Source organism: Solimonas soli DSM 21787 (genome assembly GCF_000474945.1).
GTDB lineage: Bacteria > Pseudomonadota > Gammaproteobacteria > Nevskiales > Nevskiaceae > Solimonas > Solimonas soli.
Genome location: NZ_AXDW01000004.1, coordinates 108,577 through 124,423, shown reverse-complemented (window position 1 = coordinate 124,423; position 15,847 = coordinate 108,577). Strand labels below are relative to the sequence as shown.

Below are 15,847 nucleotides of genomic sequence, written 5' to 3'. Positions count from 1 at the left end.
TCGGTGATGAGTGCGCGGTTCGCGCAGCGTATGCGCTCGATGACTCAGGCGTCGAGACTCAGCAGCGAGGCGTTGCCGCCGGCCGAGGTCGTGTCGACCGACAGCGTGCGTTCGGTCGCGAAGCGCAGCAGGTAGTGCGGACCGCCGGCCTTCGGCCCGGTGCCGGACAGGCCCTCGCCGCCGAACGGCTGGCTGCCGACCACGGCGCCGATCATCGTGCGGTTGACGTAGAGATTGCCGACCCGCGCACGTGCGCGCAGCTCGTCGAGCGCTTCCGAACGACGGCTGTGCAGGCCCATGGTCAGGCCGTAGCCGCCGGCATTGACGCGCTCGACCATCGACGCCAGCGTGCCGGCCTTCCAGGTCGCCAGGTGCAGCACCGGCCCGAACACCTCGCTGCGGAGCGCCTCGACGGCGTCCAGGCGGATCACGGTCGGCGGCACGAAATGGCCGCGTTGGCAGGCCGGCGGCAGGACGCACTGCGCGACGATGCGCTCGCGATGCGCGTCCAGATGGGCGAGCAGGCGCGCGCGCGCCTCGGCGTCGATCACCGGGCCGACGTCGGTCGCCAAGTCGGCCGGATCGCCGATGTTCAGCTCCGCCATCGCGCCCTTGAGCATTTCGAGCACGCGCGGCGCGACGTCCTCCTGCACGCACAGCAGGCGCAGCGCCGAACAGCGCTGACCGGCGCTCTGGAAGGCGGAGACGAGCACATCGGCGACGACCTGCTCGGGCAGCGCCGTGGAATCGACGAACATCGCGTTGAGGCCGCCGGTCTCGGCGATCAGCGGCACGATCGGCCGCGACTCGTCGTCGAGCAGCGCGCGCGCGATCCGCTTGGCGGTCGCCGTCGAGCCGGTGAAGGCGACGCCGGCGACGCGCGCATCGGCAACCAGCGCCGCGCCGACCGGCGGACCGCCGGGCACGAGATGCAGGGCATCGGCCGGCACGCCGGCCTCGCGCAGCAGGCGCACGGCGTGCGCGGCGATCAGCGGCGTCTGCGGCGCCGGCTTGGCGACGACGGTATTGCCGGCGACCAGCGCCGCGGCGACCTGGCCGATGAAGATCGCCAGCGGAAAATTCCACGGGCTGATGCAGGCGAACACGCCGCGACCGGTCAGCACGAGTTCGTTGCGCTCGCCGGTCGGCCCCGGCAGCGGCAGCGGCGCGAACTGCGCGCGCGCCTGCTGTGCGTAGTAGCGGCAGAAGTCGACGGCCTCGCGCACCTCGGCGAGCGCGTCGCCGACGCTCTTGCCGGCTTCGCGCATGGCCAGCGCCATCAGCGCATCGCGATCGCGTTCGAGCAGGTCGGCGGCGCGTTCGAGGCAGGCGGCGCGCGTCTCCACCGGCACCGCGTTCCAGCGCGGCTGCGCGGCGGCGGCGAGCGCCAGCGCATCGGCGACGTCGGCCGTCGTGGCGGCGACGACCTCGCCGACGATCCGGCTCGTGTCGGCCGGATCGCGTACCGGCTGCGCGACGCCGCCGCGTGTTTCGCCGCCGATCATCGGCGCCGCGCGCCGCGGCGTCGCCCAGGCTTCCTGCAGGGACCGCGCCAGGCGTTCGAGCGTGGCGGCGTCGGAAAGATCGAGACCGGAAGAATTGCGGCGAGCGCCGAAGATATCGCTGGGCATGGCAATGGCGTTGTGGTGCGAGAGGCCGGCCGCTTCCACCGCGGCGACGGGATCGGCCAGCAAGAGGTCGTCGCCGACCGCGCGGTCGGCGAGCTGGTGGACGAAGCTGCTGTTGGCGCCGTTCTCGAGCAGGCGGCGCACGAGATAGGCGAGCAGATCGCGATGGCCGCCGACCGGCGCGTAGACGCGCGCCGCGTAGCCGCGCTCGTCGATCAGCTTCTCGTAGAGGCCGACGCCCATGCCGTGCAGACGCTGGAACTCGAAGTCGCGGCGCGCGCCGGCCCATTCGAGGATCGTCGCCACGCTCAGCGCGTTGTGTGTGGCGAAGGCCGGATAGAGGTTCGGCGCGGCGAGCATCGCCCGGGCGCAGGCCAGGTAGCTGAGATCGGTCGCCGCCTTGCGCGTGAACAAGGGATAGTCGGTCAGGCCGCGTTCCTGCGCGCGCTTGATCTCGCTGTCCCAGTACGCGCCCTTGACGAGGCGCACGGTCAGCTTGCGCCGCGTCGCCGCGCCGAGCGCGTCGGCCCAGTCGATCACGGCGCGCGCGCGGCGCTGATAGGCCTGCACCGCCATGCCGAGGCCGTCCCAGCCGGCCAGCGCCGGATCGGCGGCGACGGCGGCGATGATGTCGAGCGACATCTCCAGACGCTCGCTTTCCTCGGCGTCGATGGTCAGGCCGATGCCGCGCGCCGCTGCCGCGCGCGCCAGCTCGACGACCATCGCCGTCAGCTCCGGCACCGCGTCACGCGCCTGCAGCACCTCGTAGCGGCAGTGCAGCGCCGACAGCTTCACCGAGACGCTGTCGCGCGCCAGCAGGCCACGGTCCGCCTGCGCCGCGGCGCCGACGGCGTCGATGGCGGCGCGGTACGACGCGAAGTAGCGCTGCGCATCCTCGCGCGTGCGCGCCGCCTCGCCGAGCATGTCGAAGGAATAGCGGAAGCGCGCGTTGCCGTTGCGGCGCGCGGCGTGCAGCGCTTCGCCGATGTCGCGGCCGAGCACGAACTGCTCGCCCATGATCTTCATCGCCACGGCGACGCCCTGGCGGATCGCCGGCTCGCCGAGCCGGGCCACGGCGCGCCGCACCGGTCCGGCATCGGGACCGTCCTCGATCAGCGCCTTGGTCATCGCCAATGCGAACGTCGCGCGGTTAACGAGAAAGGATTCCGACGCGCCGCGATGCGCCGCCCAGTCGCCGTCGCCCAGCTTGTCGCGGATCAGCGCGTCGGCGGTCAGCGCGTCGGGCACGCGCAGATACGCTTCGGCGAGCGCCAGCAGCGCGATGCCTTCGTCGGTGTCCAGCGGATACTGCTGCAGGAAGCGATCGATCCAGCCGCCGTTGCGCGGATCGCGCAGCGTGTCGAGCAGGCGGCCCGCCTCGGCGCGCACGCGCGTGCGCTCGTCGGCGGCGAGCCGCGCCGCTGGCAGCAGCTCGGCGAGGACTTCGGGCTCGGGGCGGCGATACAGCGCCGGCAGCCGCGCCCGCGCGGCCTGCAATGCGGGACTGGAAACCACGAACGATGGACTCCCTTGAAGAATCTCCATCGTATTCACAGCGGTGTCGAATGTGCTCGGTATTTTGACGCTGCTTTCCGAATCCGCATATAAATCCTCGATCGGAATCCGAAGGACCATCGGCCATGATCGACGACACCGACCGCCGCCTCCTGCGCGCCCTGCAGGCCGACGGCCGCATCACCAACCAGGATCTCGCGCAGCGCTGCAATCTCTCGCCGGCCGCCTGCCACGAGCGCTTCAAGCGCCTGCGCGAGCGCGGCTACATCACCGGCTTCACCGCCCTGCTCGATCCCGAGAAGCTCGATCGCGCCCTGCTGATCTTCGTCGAGATCCTGCTCGACCGCACGACCGGCGACGTGTTCGAGGCCTTCGCCGCCGCCGTGCGCGCCACCCCGGAAATCCTCGAATGCCATATGGTCGCCGGCGGCTTCGATTACCTGATCAAGGCGCGCGTGCAGGACATGGCCGCCTACCGCAACTTCCTCGGCGCGACGCTGGTCAACATGCCCGGCGTGCGCGAGACGCGGACCTATGCGGTACTCGAGGAAGTGAAGTCGACGGTCGCGCTGCCGATCTGAGCGGAGCCGCCGGCGCGCGGCGTCTCTAAGCAGTGACCCGTCGCCGGTACGCCAGCGGACTCGCGCCGCTCCAGCGCCGGAAGGCGCGGCTGAACGCGCTGGGCTCGGAATAGCCGAGCAGATAGCCGATCTCGGTCAGCGGCAGGTGGCCCTGGCGCAGATAGCGGCAGGCGCTGTCGTAGCGCAGCCGCTCGACGAGCTGCTGGAAACTGAGGCCGACGGCCTGCAGCCGGCGCTGCAGCGTGCGCTCGCTGAGGCCCAGCTGCGCGGCGATGGCATCGATCGTCACGCCGCCCTCGGGCAAAGCGCCGAGGATGCGGCGGCGCAGCTCGCCCATCAGATCGCCCGCACCGCATGCGGGCTTGCCGGCCGGCAGCGCGGCCACGGCCGCGGCGCGCGGGCCGCGCAGCGGCGCCTGCAACCACTCGCGCGCGAAGACCAGGGCATTGCGCGGCTGCGCGAAATGCACCGGCGCGTCGAACAGGCGGCGCTGCGCCGCAGGATCGGCCGGCGCCGGATGTTCGAAATGCACCTGCGCCGGCGCCCAGCGCGGATCGCCGCCGAGACGGCGCACGGCGGCGAGCATCTTGGCAAGCGACAACTCGGCGTCCTGCGCGTATTCGAGGCCGTGCAGATGGGCGATCGAGTAGGAGACGCTCGCCCAGCGGCCGTCGAGCTGCAGCTCGATGCGCACGCCGTCCTGGTGCAGCGGCAGGTCGGCGATCAGAAGGGCGATGGCCTCGCCGAAGCAGTGCGCCCCGGCAATGCGCTGTGCCCCTGGGCCGATCGAACTGAGCGGCTGGGCATAGCCGAGATGCAGGCCGAGGCCGGGCTGGCGGCTGCTGCGCGAGGCGTCTTCGAGCAGCTCCACATAGCGATCCAGCGGCAGGCGCGCCTCGGCATCGGCGAGCACCGCCGGATCGACGCCGCGCCGCTCGCAGAACGGCTCGGCGCGCAGCCCGCGCGGCGCCAGCGCATCGGCGATGCCCGTCAACGCGCCCGCGCGTATCGTCGCGCCGGCCCCGCTCCATTGCGCTTGCTGCATGATGACCTCCCCGCGGTCGGCGTCGCGGCCGCTCCCCGGAGCGCCGCGGATACTGCGCAGGCACGCATTTTCTGTGCCGACCGGACGGTATAGTAATCGGCCAGAATGTCGCCTCCTGTCAAGCGCCGCCGAGGCACGGCCCTTAGCTTCGCCGCCATGACCAAGACCAGACGTCCGGGCCAGGGCCCAGGCCGCCCCAGCAGCCGCGACGCGATGCTCGACGCCGCCGAGGCGATCGTCGTCGCGCACGGCGCGGTGCGCCTGACGCTCGATGCCGTGGCCCGCGAGGCCGGCGTCAGCAAGGGCGGCGTGATGTACCACTTCCCGAGCAAGAACGCCCTGCTCGAAGCGCTGGTCAGCCGCGCGGTCGAGCGTTCGCACGCGGCGCGCGAGGCGCAGGCCGACAAGCTGCCCGATGCGCCGGCCCGCGCCCTGCACGCCTACGTGCGCGCCTCGATCAACGACCCGCTGCACAACGACCGCGTCAGCGGCGCGCTGTTGTCCGTGGTCGCCAGCGACCCGAAGCTGATGGCGCCGGTGCGCGACTTCTTCCGCAAGCGCCTGCCGGCGATCAGCGAGGGCGTGCCCTTCGAGCGCGCCGCGCTCGTTCATCTGGCGACCGAGGGCCTGTGGCTCATGGAACTGTTCCGCGTCAGTCCGTTCACCCGCGCGCAGCGCGCGCGCATCAAGGATCTGCTGACCCGGCTCGCCACCGGCGGCGGCCAGGTGCCGTGAACATGCCCCGCCTCTCGTTCGACCGTGATGACCCGATTCACAGGAAGCCTGCCATGCGCCATTGCCCATTGCCGACCGCCCTCGCCGCCGTGCTGGCGGCCTCGCTGCTGCTCGCTGCCTGCGGCAGCAAAGACGCCGGCGACGCGCCGCTCAGCGCCGCCGATCTCAAGGCCGAGCCGACCGACAGCGCACTCGCGCCGATCTACGACAGCAGCTGCAAGCTCTGTCATGCGAATCCGGCGTCCGGCGCGCCGCTGGCCGGCGACCACAAGGCCTGGGCACCGCGCGTCGCGCAGGGCGCCGACACCCTGCTCGATCACACCATCAACGGCTATCAGGGCATGCCGCCGATGGGCATGTGCATGCAGTGCGACGAGGATCAGTTCATCGCCCTGATCGAATTCATGTCGGGCGCCAAGCTGGAGGGAGGGGAATGAGCATGCTCAGCAGACGCGAACTGATCCGCCGGCTCGTCGCCGGCGCCGCGCTCGGCATCGGCGGCGGCTGGACGGCGCTGGCCGAAGCCGCGCCGCGCCGCCTGATCCCCTGGCACAACTGGTCCGGCGCTCAGGCCTGCATTCCCTTCGCGCGGCTCGCGCCGAAAAGCGAGGACGAGCTGGCCGAGGCCGTTCGCAACGCGGTCGGCACGATCCGCCCGGTCGGCGCCTCGCATTCGTTCAGCGCCCTGGTGCCGACCGACGGCACGCTGATCTCGATGCCCTACTTCACCGGCCTGCTCGCGCACGACACCGGCAAGATGCAGTCGGAGTTCGGCGGCGGCACGCCAATGTCGACCATGGGCGAAGCGCTGAAGGCGGTCGGTCTCGCGCTGCCGAACATGTCCGACATCGACTACCAGACGCTCGGCGGCGCCATCTCGACCTCCACGCATGGCACCGGCGTGACGTTCGGCTCGTACTCGACGCAGGTCATCGGCCTGCGCCTCGTCACCGCCCGGGGTGAGATCGTCGACTGCGATGCCGAGCACCATCCGGAAATCTTCAGGGCCGCGCGCGTCGGCCTCGGCGCGCTCGGCCTGATCACGCGCGTGCGCCTGCAGAACCGCAAGGCCTTCCGCCTGCGCGAGAAGATGTGGGTCGCCAAAACCGATGATCTGCTCGACGACGTCGCGACGCTCACGCGCGAGAACCAGCACTGGGAGATGCAGATCATCACCAACTCGGACTACGCGGCCGCCGTCGCGCTGAACGAGACCGAAGATCCGCCGACGCCGCCGATCGATCCGGCCGAGGAAGGCGGCAACGACTACGTCACCGCGATCCAGAAGCTCGACCAGTACGGTCGCGACTGGCCGGCGGCACGCACGGCGATCCTCAATCTGGTGGCGCGCACGGCGTCCTTCGACGAACGCGTCGGCGATTCCTTCGACATCTTCGCCAACGTGCGCAACGTGCGCTTCAACGAGATGGAGTATTCGGTGCCGGCCGAAAACGGCCCGGCCTGCGTGCGCGAGATCCTCAGGAAGATTCGCGACAAGCGGCTGCCGACCTGGTTCCCGATCGAATACCGCTACGTGCACGCCGACGACATTCCGCTGTCGATGTTCGAGGGTGGCCCGCGTTGCTCGATTTCCGTCCATCAGCACTACACGATGGACTATCACAACTACTTCGCGGCGGTCGAACCGATCTTCTGGAAGTACGGCGGCCGTCCGCACTGGGGCAAGCTGCACACGCTCGGCGCGCGCCAGCTCGAACCGCTGTATCCGCGCTGGAAGGAGTTCGCCGACGTGCGCGCCGAACTCGATCCGCAGGGCAAGTTCCTGAACGGCCACCTGCGCACGGTATTCGGCGCCTGAGCCAGGCCGTCAGCGGACCCACGGAGGAAAACATGAACCGTCGCAAGTTCCTGATCGGCACGCTCGGCGTCGGCGCGGTCGCCGTCGGCGGCGCCGCGGCCCTGAAACCGACCGACCACGGCGCGCCGCACGACGACTACTTCCGCACGCTCAACGACGAGCTGAAGCGCAACGGCCCGATGCGGCCGAGCGTCGTCATCGACCTCGATCGGCTCGACCGCAACATCGCCGCCGTCAACGCCTTCACCGCGGCGAGCGGCAAGCATTACCGCATCGTCGAGAAGTCGCTGCCGTCGCTGGCGCTGATGCAATACATCGCGCAGCGCACGAACACGAAGCGCCTGATGTCGTTCCATCAACCGTTCCTCAACCACGACGCCGAGAACATGCCGGACGCCGACATCCTGCTCGGCAAGCCGCTGCCGGCGCGCTCGGCGCAGCTGTTCTACGAAAATCTGAAGGGCGACTTCGATCCGAAGCGCCAGCTGCAGTGGCTGATCGATACGCCGGAGCGTCTCGCGCAGTATCTGGACGTGGCGCGTGGCCTCGGCACCAAGATGCGCGTCAACATCGAGCTCGACGTCGGCCTGCATCGCGGCGGCGTCAAGGAACTGCCGGCGCTCGGCGAGCTGCTGAAGACCATCGCCGCGCACGCGGAGCATCTCGAATTCGCCGGCTTCATGGGCTACGACCCGCACATCGTCGCGATCCCGTCCATCGTCGCCTCGCGCGAGACCCTGCTGCGCCGCGTGCTCGATCACTACCAGGCCTGCGTCGATTTCACGCGCCGCGAGTACGCCGCGCTATGGCATGAAGGGCTGACGCTGAACACCGCCGGCAGCCCGAGCTACCCGCTGCATCGCGACGAGAAGATCAGCAACGAGGTGTCGATCGGCACCGGCATGCTGAAGCCGACGCACTACGATATCGACACCCTGCAGAATCACGTGCCGGCCGTCTACATCGCGACGCCGGTACTCAAGGCCACCGGCCCGACCGAGCTGCCCGGCCTCGACGAGAAGTCGGCGATCATTTCCTGGTGGGACCCGAACCAGCGCGAAACCTATTTCATCTACGGCGGCAACTGGATGGCCGAGTACGAATCGCCGAAAGGCCTGCAGTTCTATTCGAGCTTCGGCCACAGCTCGAACCAGGAAGGCATCAACGGCTCGCCGGCGACCGGCCTGAAGGTCGACGATCAGGTCTTCTTCCGCCCGACCGTCGTCGAGGAAGTGCTGCTCGAGTTCGGCGATCTCCTCGCCCTGCGCGGCGGCAGGATCGTCGAACGCTGGCCGGTTTACCGGAACTGAAAAGCGCCAACCACAGATTCCACAGATCAAAAGCCTCGAAAATGACACCTTTACTTCTGTGTCATCTGTGAAATCTGTGGTTCAAAAGAAGATCAGCCACGCCTCGCCTGCTGTCTCGCGAAGAACGTGACGATGCGCTGATGCAGCGCCGGCAGCAGCCGCACCATGATGTCGAACAGCTTGGCGTCCGGCCCGACCAGCACGCGGCGCTTGTTGCCTTCGACGGCTTTGAGAATGATGCGCGCCGCGCGGTGTGCCGAGGTGATGAACAGCTTGTCGAAGTTGTCGCGCGCCGACTGGCCGTCCTTGGCGAGCACGCCGTTGATGCTGTCGCTCATGCGCGCGGTCCTGGCGATGCCGGTCTTGATGCCGCCCGGATGCACGCTGGTCAGGCTCACCGGCGATCCGGTCAGTTCGAGTTCCTGGCGCAGGCACTCGTTGAAACCGCGCACCGCGAACTTGCTGGCGTTGTAGCAGCCGTTGCCCGGCACCGCGAACAGGCCGAACACGCTCGAGGTGTTGACGATGTGACCTTCGCCCGAGGCGCGCAGATGCGGCAGGAACGCCTTGCTGCCGTAGACCACGCCCCAGAAGTTGATGTTCATGATCCACTCGAAGTCCTCGTATGAGGCGCCTTCGAGCGTGCTGCCGAGCGCGACGCCGGCATTGTTGAAGACGAGGTTCACCTTGCCGTGGTCGGCGACGACCTGGTCGGCCCAGGCGTAGACCGCCTGACGGTCGGCGACATCGAGCCGCTGCGCCGTCACGCGCACCGGATGCGCCCTGACACGTTCGACCGTCTGCGCGAGTCCCGCTTCATTGACGTCGCCGAGTGCGACGTGACAGCCGCGCCTGGCCAGTTCGATCGCCAGTTCGCGGCCCATGCCGGAACCGGCGCCGGTGATCGCGGCAACCTTGCCGTGGAACGATTTCATCTCTCCCCCCTGGTGTCGGATCGACGCGCGGCTCAGGCGCGCGTCGCGCTGCTGGTTTCGGCCTCGACCGCATACTTCTCGGTCTTGAAGTGCCGCGTCTTGTTGCGGAATACGAAGGTGAAACCCGGCCAGATCGTGGTGTTGCGGCCGCGCGCATCGAGATACCAGCTCTTGCAGCCGCCGGAATTCCAGATCGCCGAGCTGACGGTGCCCTGCACCTTGTCGTTGAAGCGTTTCTGCACGTCGGCGCGCACGTCGACGGTGCGCAGTTTCTGGCTGCGCATCGTCCGGATGCAGTCCATCACGTAGCGGATCTGCGACTCGATCATGAACACCTGCGAGGTGTGGCCGAGGCCGGTGTTCGGGCCCATCAGCATGAAGAAGTTCGGGAAGCCATGGACGCTGGTGCCCAGATAGGCCTCGACGCCCTTCTCGCTCCAGCTGTCCCAGAGGTCCTTGCCGCCGCGACCGAAGATCGCGCCGCGCGGCACCGGATCCTGCACGGTGAAGCCGGTGCCGAGGATGATCGCATCGACCTCGCGCACGGTACCGTCGGCGGTGACGACGGCATTGGCGCGGATTTCGCTGACGTCGCTGGTGATGACGTCGACGTGCTTCTGCGTCAGCGCCGGGTAGTAGTCATCCGAGATCAGCACGCGCTTGCAGCCGATCGTGTAGTCCGGCGTGAGCTTCCGGCGCAGCTCCGGGTCCGGCACCTGCCGCTTCATGTGGCGCTGCGCGGTCTTCTGCACCAGCGTCATGATCTTCGGGTTGACGACGAAGCCGAGCACGCGCGTTTCGAGGAAGGCGTAGAGGCCGGCGCGCATCAGCTTCTGCGTGAATGGCAGCAGGCGGAACAGCTTGCGTTCGAAGGCCGAGATCGGACGGTCGGGCTTCGGCATGATCCACGGTGGCGTGCGCTGGTAGAGGTCGAGGTGCGCGACCTTCGGCACGATCTGCGGCACGAACTGGATCGCGCTCGCGCCGGTGCCGATCACGGCGACGCGCTTGCCCTTGAGGTCGTAATCGTGGTCCCACTGCGCGGAGTGGAACAGCTTGCCCTTGAAGTCGGCGAGGCCGGGAATCTTCGGAAAGGCCGGGTTGCTCAGGGCGCCCATGCCGGACACCAGCACGCGGCCGGCGAACGTGCGGCCGTCCTGCGTCGTCACCCGCCACAGCGCCGCCGCCTCGTCCCAGCGCGCGGCGCTGACGTTGGCGCCGAAGCGCACGTGCGGCAGCAGCTCGTACTTGTCGGCGACACCCTGCAGGTAGCGTTCGATCTCCGGCTGCTGCGCGAACATCCGCGTCCAGTCCGGATTCAGTTCGAAGGAGAACGAATAGAGATGCGACTGCACGTCGCAGGCGCAGCCCGGATAGCGATTGTCGCGCCAGGTGCCGCCGACGCCCTGCGCGCGCTCGAGCAGCACGAAATCCTCGATGCCGGCCTGCTTGAGCCGCACCGCCATGCCGAGCCCGGAAAACCCGGTGCCGATGATCAGAACCGACATCTGCTTCTCCTCGCCGCGCCTCGTGTCGAACGCCATGGGTCTCTCCCCGATGAATTGACAATCAGTGTTGTCACATTACAATTGACAACAGTTCATGTCAACATTGGCCGATGTCGAAATCGAAGCCCCCCGCGAAGACGAGCGAAGACGCCGCGCTGAAACCGGACGGCAGGCCGGCGCGCGGCCGCCGCTTCCGCGGCCTCGATCCGCAGGAACGCCAGCGCCAGCGTCGCGAGCAGCTGATCGCCGCCGGCCTCAACGCCTTCGGCAACAAGGGCTATCACGCCGTCGGCGTGCGCGAGATCTGCGCCGAGGCGAAGCTGACCGAACGCTATTTCTACGAGTCCTTCAGCAATCGCGAAGACCTCTTTCTCGCCGTCTATCACCACGCCATCAGCACGGTGCGCGCCGCGGTGATGCGCGCCCTGAGCCAGCCGCCGCGCGACGTGCAGGCCATGGCGCGTGCCGCGGTGCGCGCCTTTCTGGAGACGCTGCGCGCCGATCCGCGCCTGTCGCGCATCCTGCTGATCGACGCGCTGACCGTCGGCGCCGAGGTCAGCCGCCAGTCGCAGCTGGCGACGCAGAGCTTCGCCGACATCGTCGGCTCGCTGATCCTCTCGCTGTTTCCGCAGCTGCCGAAGCACGGCGTCGACGCGCAGCTGGTCGCCAACGGTCTGGTCGGCTCGACCGTGTACCTCGTCATGCACTGGGCTTTCAACGGTTTCAAGACGCCGCTCGACACCGTCGTCGAGCATTGCGTGCTGTTCTATGACGCCGCCGGCACCGAGGCCGAGCGCCGCATCGGCAAGCCGGCGCCCACCCGGCGCGCCTGAGCGCGCACCGAATCCACAACCATCCGGGGGAGTCTCACCATGAAGGGCTTGTTCAAGGTAGTGCTGGCGCTGGTCGTCATCGCGATCGTCTACGTCTTCGCCGATCGCCTGTTTCCGAAGCCGATGGCGCAGGCGGCGATGACCGTGCAGCACGCGCTCGGCGGCCTGCATCGCCGGACCGTGCAGATTGCCGGCTTCGACATCGCCTATCTCGATTCGGCCGACGACGCTGCGCGCGGCGACGACGCGCCGCTGGTGCTGGTGCACGGCATCGGCGCCGACAAGGACAACTGGTCGCAGATCGCGCCGTTCCTGCGCGGCACCGGCCGCATCGTCGCCCTCGACCTGCCCGGCTTCGGCGAAAGCAGCAAGCCGCTCGACGCCGACTACTCGATCGATCAGCAGGTCGCGCGTCTCGCGCAGTTCCTCGATGCGCTGCGGATCCCGCACGCGCATCTCGGCGGCAATTCGATGGGCGGCGCCATCGTGCTCGCCTTCGCCAAGGCGCATCCCGAGCGCGTCGCCAGCCTCTGGCTGCTCGATCCGGCCGGCGTCGGCTCGGCCAAGGAATCGGAAATGTTCCGCGCCTATCGCGAGAACGGCCAGTACCTGCTGTTCTCGAAGACGCCGGACGATTTCCCGCACGTGATGGCACTGGCCATGAGCCGGCAGCCGCTCGTGCCCTGGAGCGTCACGCATGAGCTGGCGCTCGCCGCCGCCGCGAACTACCAGCTGCACACACGCATCTTCCGTGATCTCACCCAGGAGCTGCCGCATCTCGAACAGGACGTCGCCGGCCTGCCGACGCCGACGCTGATCGTCTGGGGCGAGCAGGATCGCGTGCTGGACGTCAGCGGCGCCGAGATCCTGCACCAGGCCCTGCCGAATTCGCAGGTCGTGCTGATGCCGGGCATCGGCCACATGCCGATGCTCGAAGCGCCGCATCAGGCGGCCGTCGACTACAAGACGTTCCGCGCCGGCCTGCCGCCTGCGGCCGCCACGCCGGCGGTGCCCGCCGCGGCGTCCTGATCACGCGTACAACCGGAGCCGGCATGGACGGCATCGAATCCCGCACGGTGCAGGCCAATGGCCTGAGCTTTCACGTCGCGCTCGCCGGGCATGGCGCGCCGGTGCTGCTGCTGCACGGCTTTCCCGACACGCATCGCGTCTGGCGGCGCCAGATCGCCGCGCTCGCCGCGGCCGGCTATCGCGTCATCGCGCCGGACCAGCGCGGTTGCGGCGAGACCGCCATGCCGCCGCGCGTCGCCGACTACGCGCTCGCGCAGCTGGCGGACGACATGATCGCCCTGCTCGATGCGCTCGGCATCGCCGAGCCGGTGCGTCTGGTCGGCCACGACTGGGGCGCCGTCGTCGGCTGGCAGCTCGCCGCCGCACATCCGCAGCGCTTCGCCAGCTACGTCGCGATGTCGGTCGGCCATCCCGACGAATACCGGCGCGGCATCGGCCAGAAGCTGCGCGGCTGGTACACCTTCGTGTTCCTGATTCCAGGCCTCGCCGAACGGCTGCTGCGCGCCGGCCGCTGGACGGCGCTGCGCAAGCTGAGCACCGATGCGGACGACGCGGCGGCGCGCATCGCCGCACTGTCGCCGCCGGGCCGCCTGCGCGCCGGCCTCAACTGGTATCGCGCCAACGCCTGGAACATTCTCACGCAGCCTCACGGCGAGGTGGCCGTCCCGGTGCTCGGCCTGTGGAGCACCGGCGACTTCGCGCTCGCCGAATACCAGATGCGCAATTCGCGGCGCCGCGTGCGCGGCGCATGGCGCTACGAGCGCATCGAAGGCGCTTCGCACTGGCTGCAGCTCGAACGCCCGGACCACATCAACCGTCTGCTGCTGGACTGGTTCGCGCGGCACTGAGCAAACCCGGCGCGGCCTTCACGGCGCAGCGCTCCGCGGTGCCGCGGTGGCCGTCCTGCGCTGCGCATCGTGAATGAGCGCGACGCAGTCGTTGTCCTCGCCCAGGCCGAGCTGGATCGTCGGGATCAGCGCCGCCAGCGGCGTCAGCAGCACGCCGAGCGCGACCGCCGCGCCGCCGCGCACCGCGAGCGGGCCGGCTTCGGGACGGATCGACGGCGAGCGCAGCGGGCCTTTGACATCGATCGGCGTGGCCAGGGAGCCGACGTTGATGCGCTTCGGCTGCGTGCGAATTTCGTAATCGATCCTCTCGTCCCTGAGATTCACCCCACCCTTGCCGACGACGTTCGCCTCGCTGGTATCGACCACCATGGTGCGCGTGTCGAGCTGGCCGTCGTCGAGGCCGAAGTCGGCGACCATGCAGCGCATCTCGGCGCGCCGCGGCAGGCCGAGCGCCGAGACCAGCGAATTGCCGAGATCGAGGCCGGCGAGATTGACGAGCAGCGCACTGATGTCGCCGCCGGTCATGAACAGCCTGAAGTCGCCATCGCCGCTGCCGAGCATCGCCGCCAGCGAGTTGCCGTGCGCATCGAGATGCGCGCTGCCGCCCATCACGCCGGTGCCGCGGAAGATCGTCAGCTTGTCCATGACCTTGCGGAAATCGAGCTGGCGGAAATCGAGATCGGCCTTGGTATGGATCAGGTCCTGGCGGCCGTCGAGCGCGATGTTGGCGACGACGCTGCCCTCGCCGACGCCGAGCTTGAGCGGCTGCACGCGGATCAGGCCGTCCTCGAGCACGAGATGGCCTTCGAGGCGGTCGAACGGCGCGTACTCGCTCTCGATGCGGTCGACCTTGTAGCTGACGTCGAGATCGGCGGCGCGGATGCGCGGCAGCGCGATCGGCGTATCCGGCAGGAGCTTGCCTTTCTTCTGCCGCGCCTGGCGCTGCGCCTTCTGCCCGGCGCTGTCGTTCTTTGCGTCCGGCGCGCCGGGCGTCGCGCCGATGAAGCCGGACAGATCGCTCCACACGACCTTGTTCGAGTGCGCGACGATGGTCACGCGCCGGCGCGCATCGCCGCGCGCCGGCAGCACGCTGACGTCGCCGGCGATGTCGCTCTGCCCGTAGCTGCCGTCGACCTCGCGAAAGCGGAACGCGCCGTCGGCGTAGTCGAAGCGACCGGTCAGTCGATATGGCGGCGACGGCGGCAGCGGCACGCCGGTCAGGGCATAGAGATCGGCCATGTTGTTGCCGCGGAAATCGAGCTTGAGCCGCGCGCCGCCGAGGCGCAGGGGATCGACGACGGTGCCGGCCAGCGCCGCTTCGGTGTCACCGTTCCTTAGCTTCAGATCGACGGGATACGGCTTCCGCGGATCGCGCAGCGACAGCACCGAGCCGCCGACGAAGCGGCCGCTGATCGGCGCGCCGGCATAGCGGCCGTCGATGTCGACGTGCAGATCCGGCTCGCCGCCGTCCTTGCGCGGCTCGGTGCGAACCTTCAGGCGGAAGTCGGCCTTGAAGCGCGGTTCGACGATGTGCACGTCGCTGTCGGCGACCGCCAGCGTGCCGAGATCGAGCGCGAGCGGCGGCGCGTCCGGCTCCGCGGGCTCGCGCCGCTGCAGCTTGTCGAACACATAATTCGGCTTGCCCGAAGGCCCGGGTCCGAGCTCGCCCCGGGCGCCATCGATTTCGATCGCCGGCAGACTGAGGCGGCGGCCATGCAGCCAGGCCCAGGGATTCACCTGCACGGCCAGCCGCTCGACGCTGCCAAGCCGGCTGCCGGCGGGAAACTCCGGCGGATTGGCGACGACGATGCCCTCGGCGACGATCCAGGGATGCGGGCGCAGGCGCACGTCGAAGCACTGCAGCGTCACCGGCCGGCCGAGCGCGTTCGACGCCTGCCGCTCGACCAGCGGCTTGAACCAGTTCCAGTCCCAGACGAGCGCGAGCACGACGATGGCCAGCGCCAGCGCGCCGAGGATGTAGAGCGCGCGACGCCGCGGTTTCTGCGTATTCATGCTCGCTTCCTTGTGGTGCTCCTGCGTCCCGGTTCGCATGCTTCAGCG

13 protein-coding genes are annotated in these 15,847 nt (G+C 69.1%); 8 read left to right on the top strand and 5 right to left on the bottom strand.

All coding sequences use genetic code 11. The features are described 5' to 3' along the window. Positions 1–44: 44 nt before the first annotated feature. Positions 45–3,173, bottom strand: a complete 3,129-nt coding sequence (putA, locus tag K344_RS0103245; protein WP_051361832.1) for a bifunctional proline dehydrogenase/L-glutamate gamma-semialdehyde dehydrogenase PutA — start codon at positions 3,171–3,173, stop codon at positions 45–47. Between the two features lie 95 nt (positions 3,174–3,268). Here putA and K344_RS0103240 point away from each other — a divergent pair, with 95 nt between their 5' ends. Next, positions 3,269–3,724, top strand: a complete 456-nt coding sequence (locus K344_RS0103240) for an Lrp/AsnC ligand binding domain-containing protein (protein WP_028079469.1) — start codon at positions 3,269–3,271, stop codon at positions 3,722–3,724. A gap of 25 nt (positions 3,725–3,749) precedes the next feature. On the opposite strand, the gene K344_RS22750 is transcribed toward K344_RS0103240, so the two are convergent. Beyond that, on the bottom strand, positions 3,750–4,769 hold the full coding sequence (locus tag K344_RS22750) for an AraC family transcriptional regulator (RefSeq protein WP_084196908.1): 1,020 nt from the start codon (positions 4,767–4,769) through the stop codon (positions 3,750–3,752). Between the two features lie 156 nt (positions 4,770–4,925). Between K344_RS22750 and K344_RS0103230 the strand changes: the two genes are divergently transcribed. The 4 genes from K344_RS0103230 to K344_RS0103215 are packed head-to-tail and all read left to right on the top strand — an operon-like array spanning position 4,926 to position 8,633. Further along, on the top strand, positions 4,926–5,504 hold the full coding sequence (locus K344_RS0103230; RefSeq protein WP_028079468.1) for a TetR/AcrR family transcriptional regulator: 579 nt from the start codon (positions 4,926–4,928) through the stop codon (positions 5,502–5,504). Positions 5,505–5,557: 53 nt separating this feature from the next. Next, positions 5,558–5,941, top strand: coding sequence for a c-type cytochrome (locus K344_RS0103225; protein WP_028079467.1), 384 nt, complete (start codon positions 5,558–5,560; stop codon positions 5,939–5,941). After that, positions 5,938–7,323: a D-arabinono-1,4-lactone oxidase gene (locus tag K344_RS0103220; RefSeq protein ID WP_028079466.1), complete on the top strand. Its 1,386-nt coding sequence runs from the start codon at positions 5,938–5,940 to the stop codon at positions 7,321–7,323. Before K344_RS0103225 ends, K344_RS0103220 begins: the two co-directional genes overlap by 4 nt. A gap of 32 nt (positions 7,324–7,355) precedes the next feature. Then, positions 7,356–8,633, top strand: a complete 1,278-nt coding sequence (locus tag K344_RS0103215; protein WP_028079465.1) for a DSD1 family PLP-dependent enzyme — start codon at positions 7,356–7,358, stop codon at positions 8,631–8,633. A 92-nt stretch (positions 8,634–8,725) separates the two neighbouring features. Here the strand turns inward: K344_RS0103215 and K344_RS19915 are convergent, their stop codons facing one another. Beyond that, on the bottom strand, positions 8,726–9,568 hold the full coding sequence (locus K344_RS19915) for an SDR family NAD(P)-dependent oxidoreductase (protein WP_043113669.1): 843 nt from the start codon (positions 9,566–9,568) through the stop codon (positions 8,726–8,728). Positions 9,569–9,600: 32 nt separating this feature from the next. Next, positions 9,601–11,112, bottom strand: coding sequence for a flavin-containing monooxygenase (locus K344_RS19910; protein ID WP_051361830.1), 1,512 nt, complete (start codon positions 11,110–11,112; stop codon positions 9,601–9,603). A 74-nt stretch (positions 11,113–11,186) separates the two neighbouring features. Here K344_RS19910 and K344_RS0103200 point away from each other — a divergent pair, with 74 nt between their 5' ends. Genes K344_RS0103200 through K344_RS0103190 form a run of 3 tightly spaced genes read left to right on the top strand, consistent with a single transcriptional unit; the run spans position 11,187 to position 13,786 of the window. Continuing rightward, on the top strand, positions 11,187–11,909 hold the full coding sequence (locus K344_RS0103200; RefSeq protein ID WP_028079464.1) for a TetR/AcrR family transcriptional regulator: 723 nt from the start codon (positions 11,187–11,189) through the stop codon (positions 11,907–11,909). Positions 11,910–11,948: 39 nt separating this feature from the next. Further along, positions 11,949–12,938 carry an alpha/beta fold hydrolase gene (locus tag K344_RS19905; protein ID WP_051361829.1) on the top strand — a complete coding sequence of 330 codons (990 nt, stop codon included), beginning with the start codon at positions 11,949–11,951 and terminating at the stop codon, positions 12,936–12,938. Between the two features lie 23 nt (positions 12,939–12,961). Further along, entirely contained in the window at positions 12,962–13,786 is an 825-nt protein-coding gene (locus K344_RS0103190) for an alpha/beta fold hydrolase (RefSeq protein ID WP_028079463.1), read from the top strand. An 18-nt stretch (positions 13,787–13,804) separates the two neighbouring features. Here K344_RS0103190 and K344_RS19900 read toward each other — a convergent pair whose 3' ends face one another. Next, the gene (locus tag K344_RS19900) at positions 13,805–15,799 is read right to left on the bottom strand and encodes an AsmA family protein (RefSeq protein ID WP_051361828.1); all 1,995 of its coding nucleotides are present in this window, start codon (positions 15,797–15,799) and stop codon (positions 13,805–13,807) included. Positions 15,800–15,847: the final 48 nt, after the last annotated feature.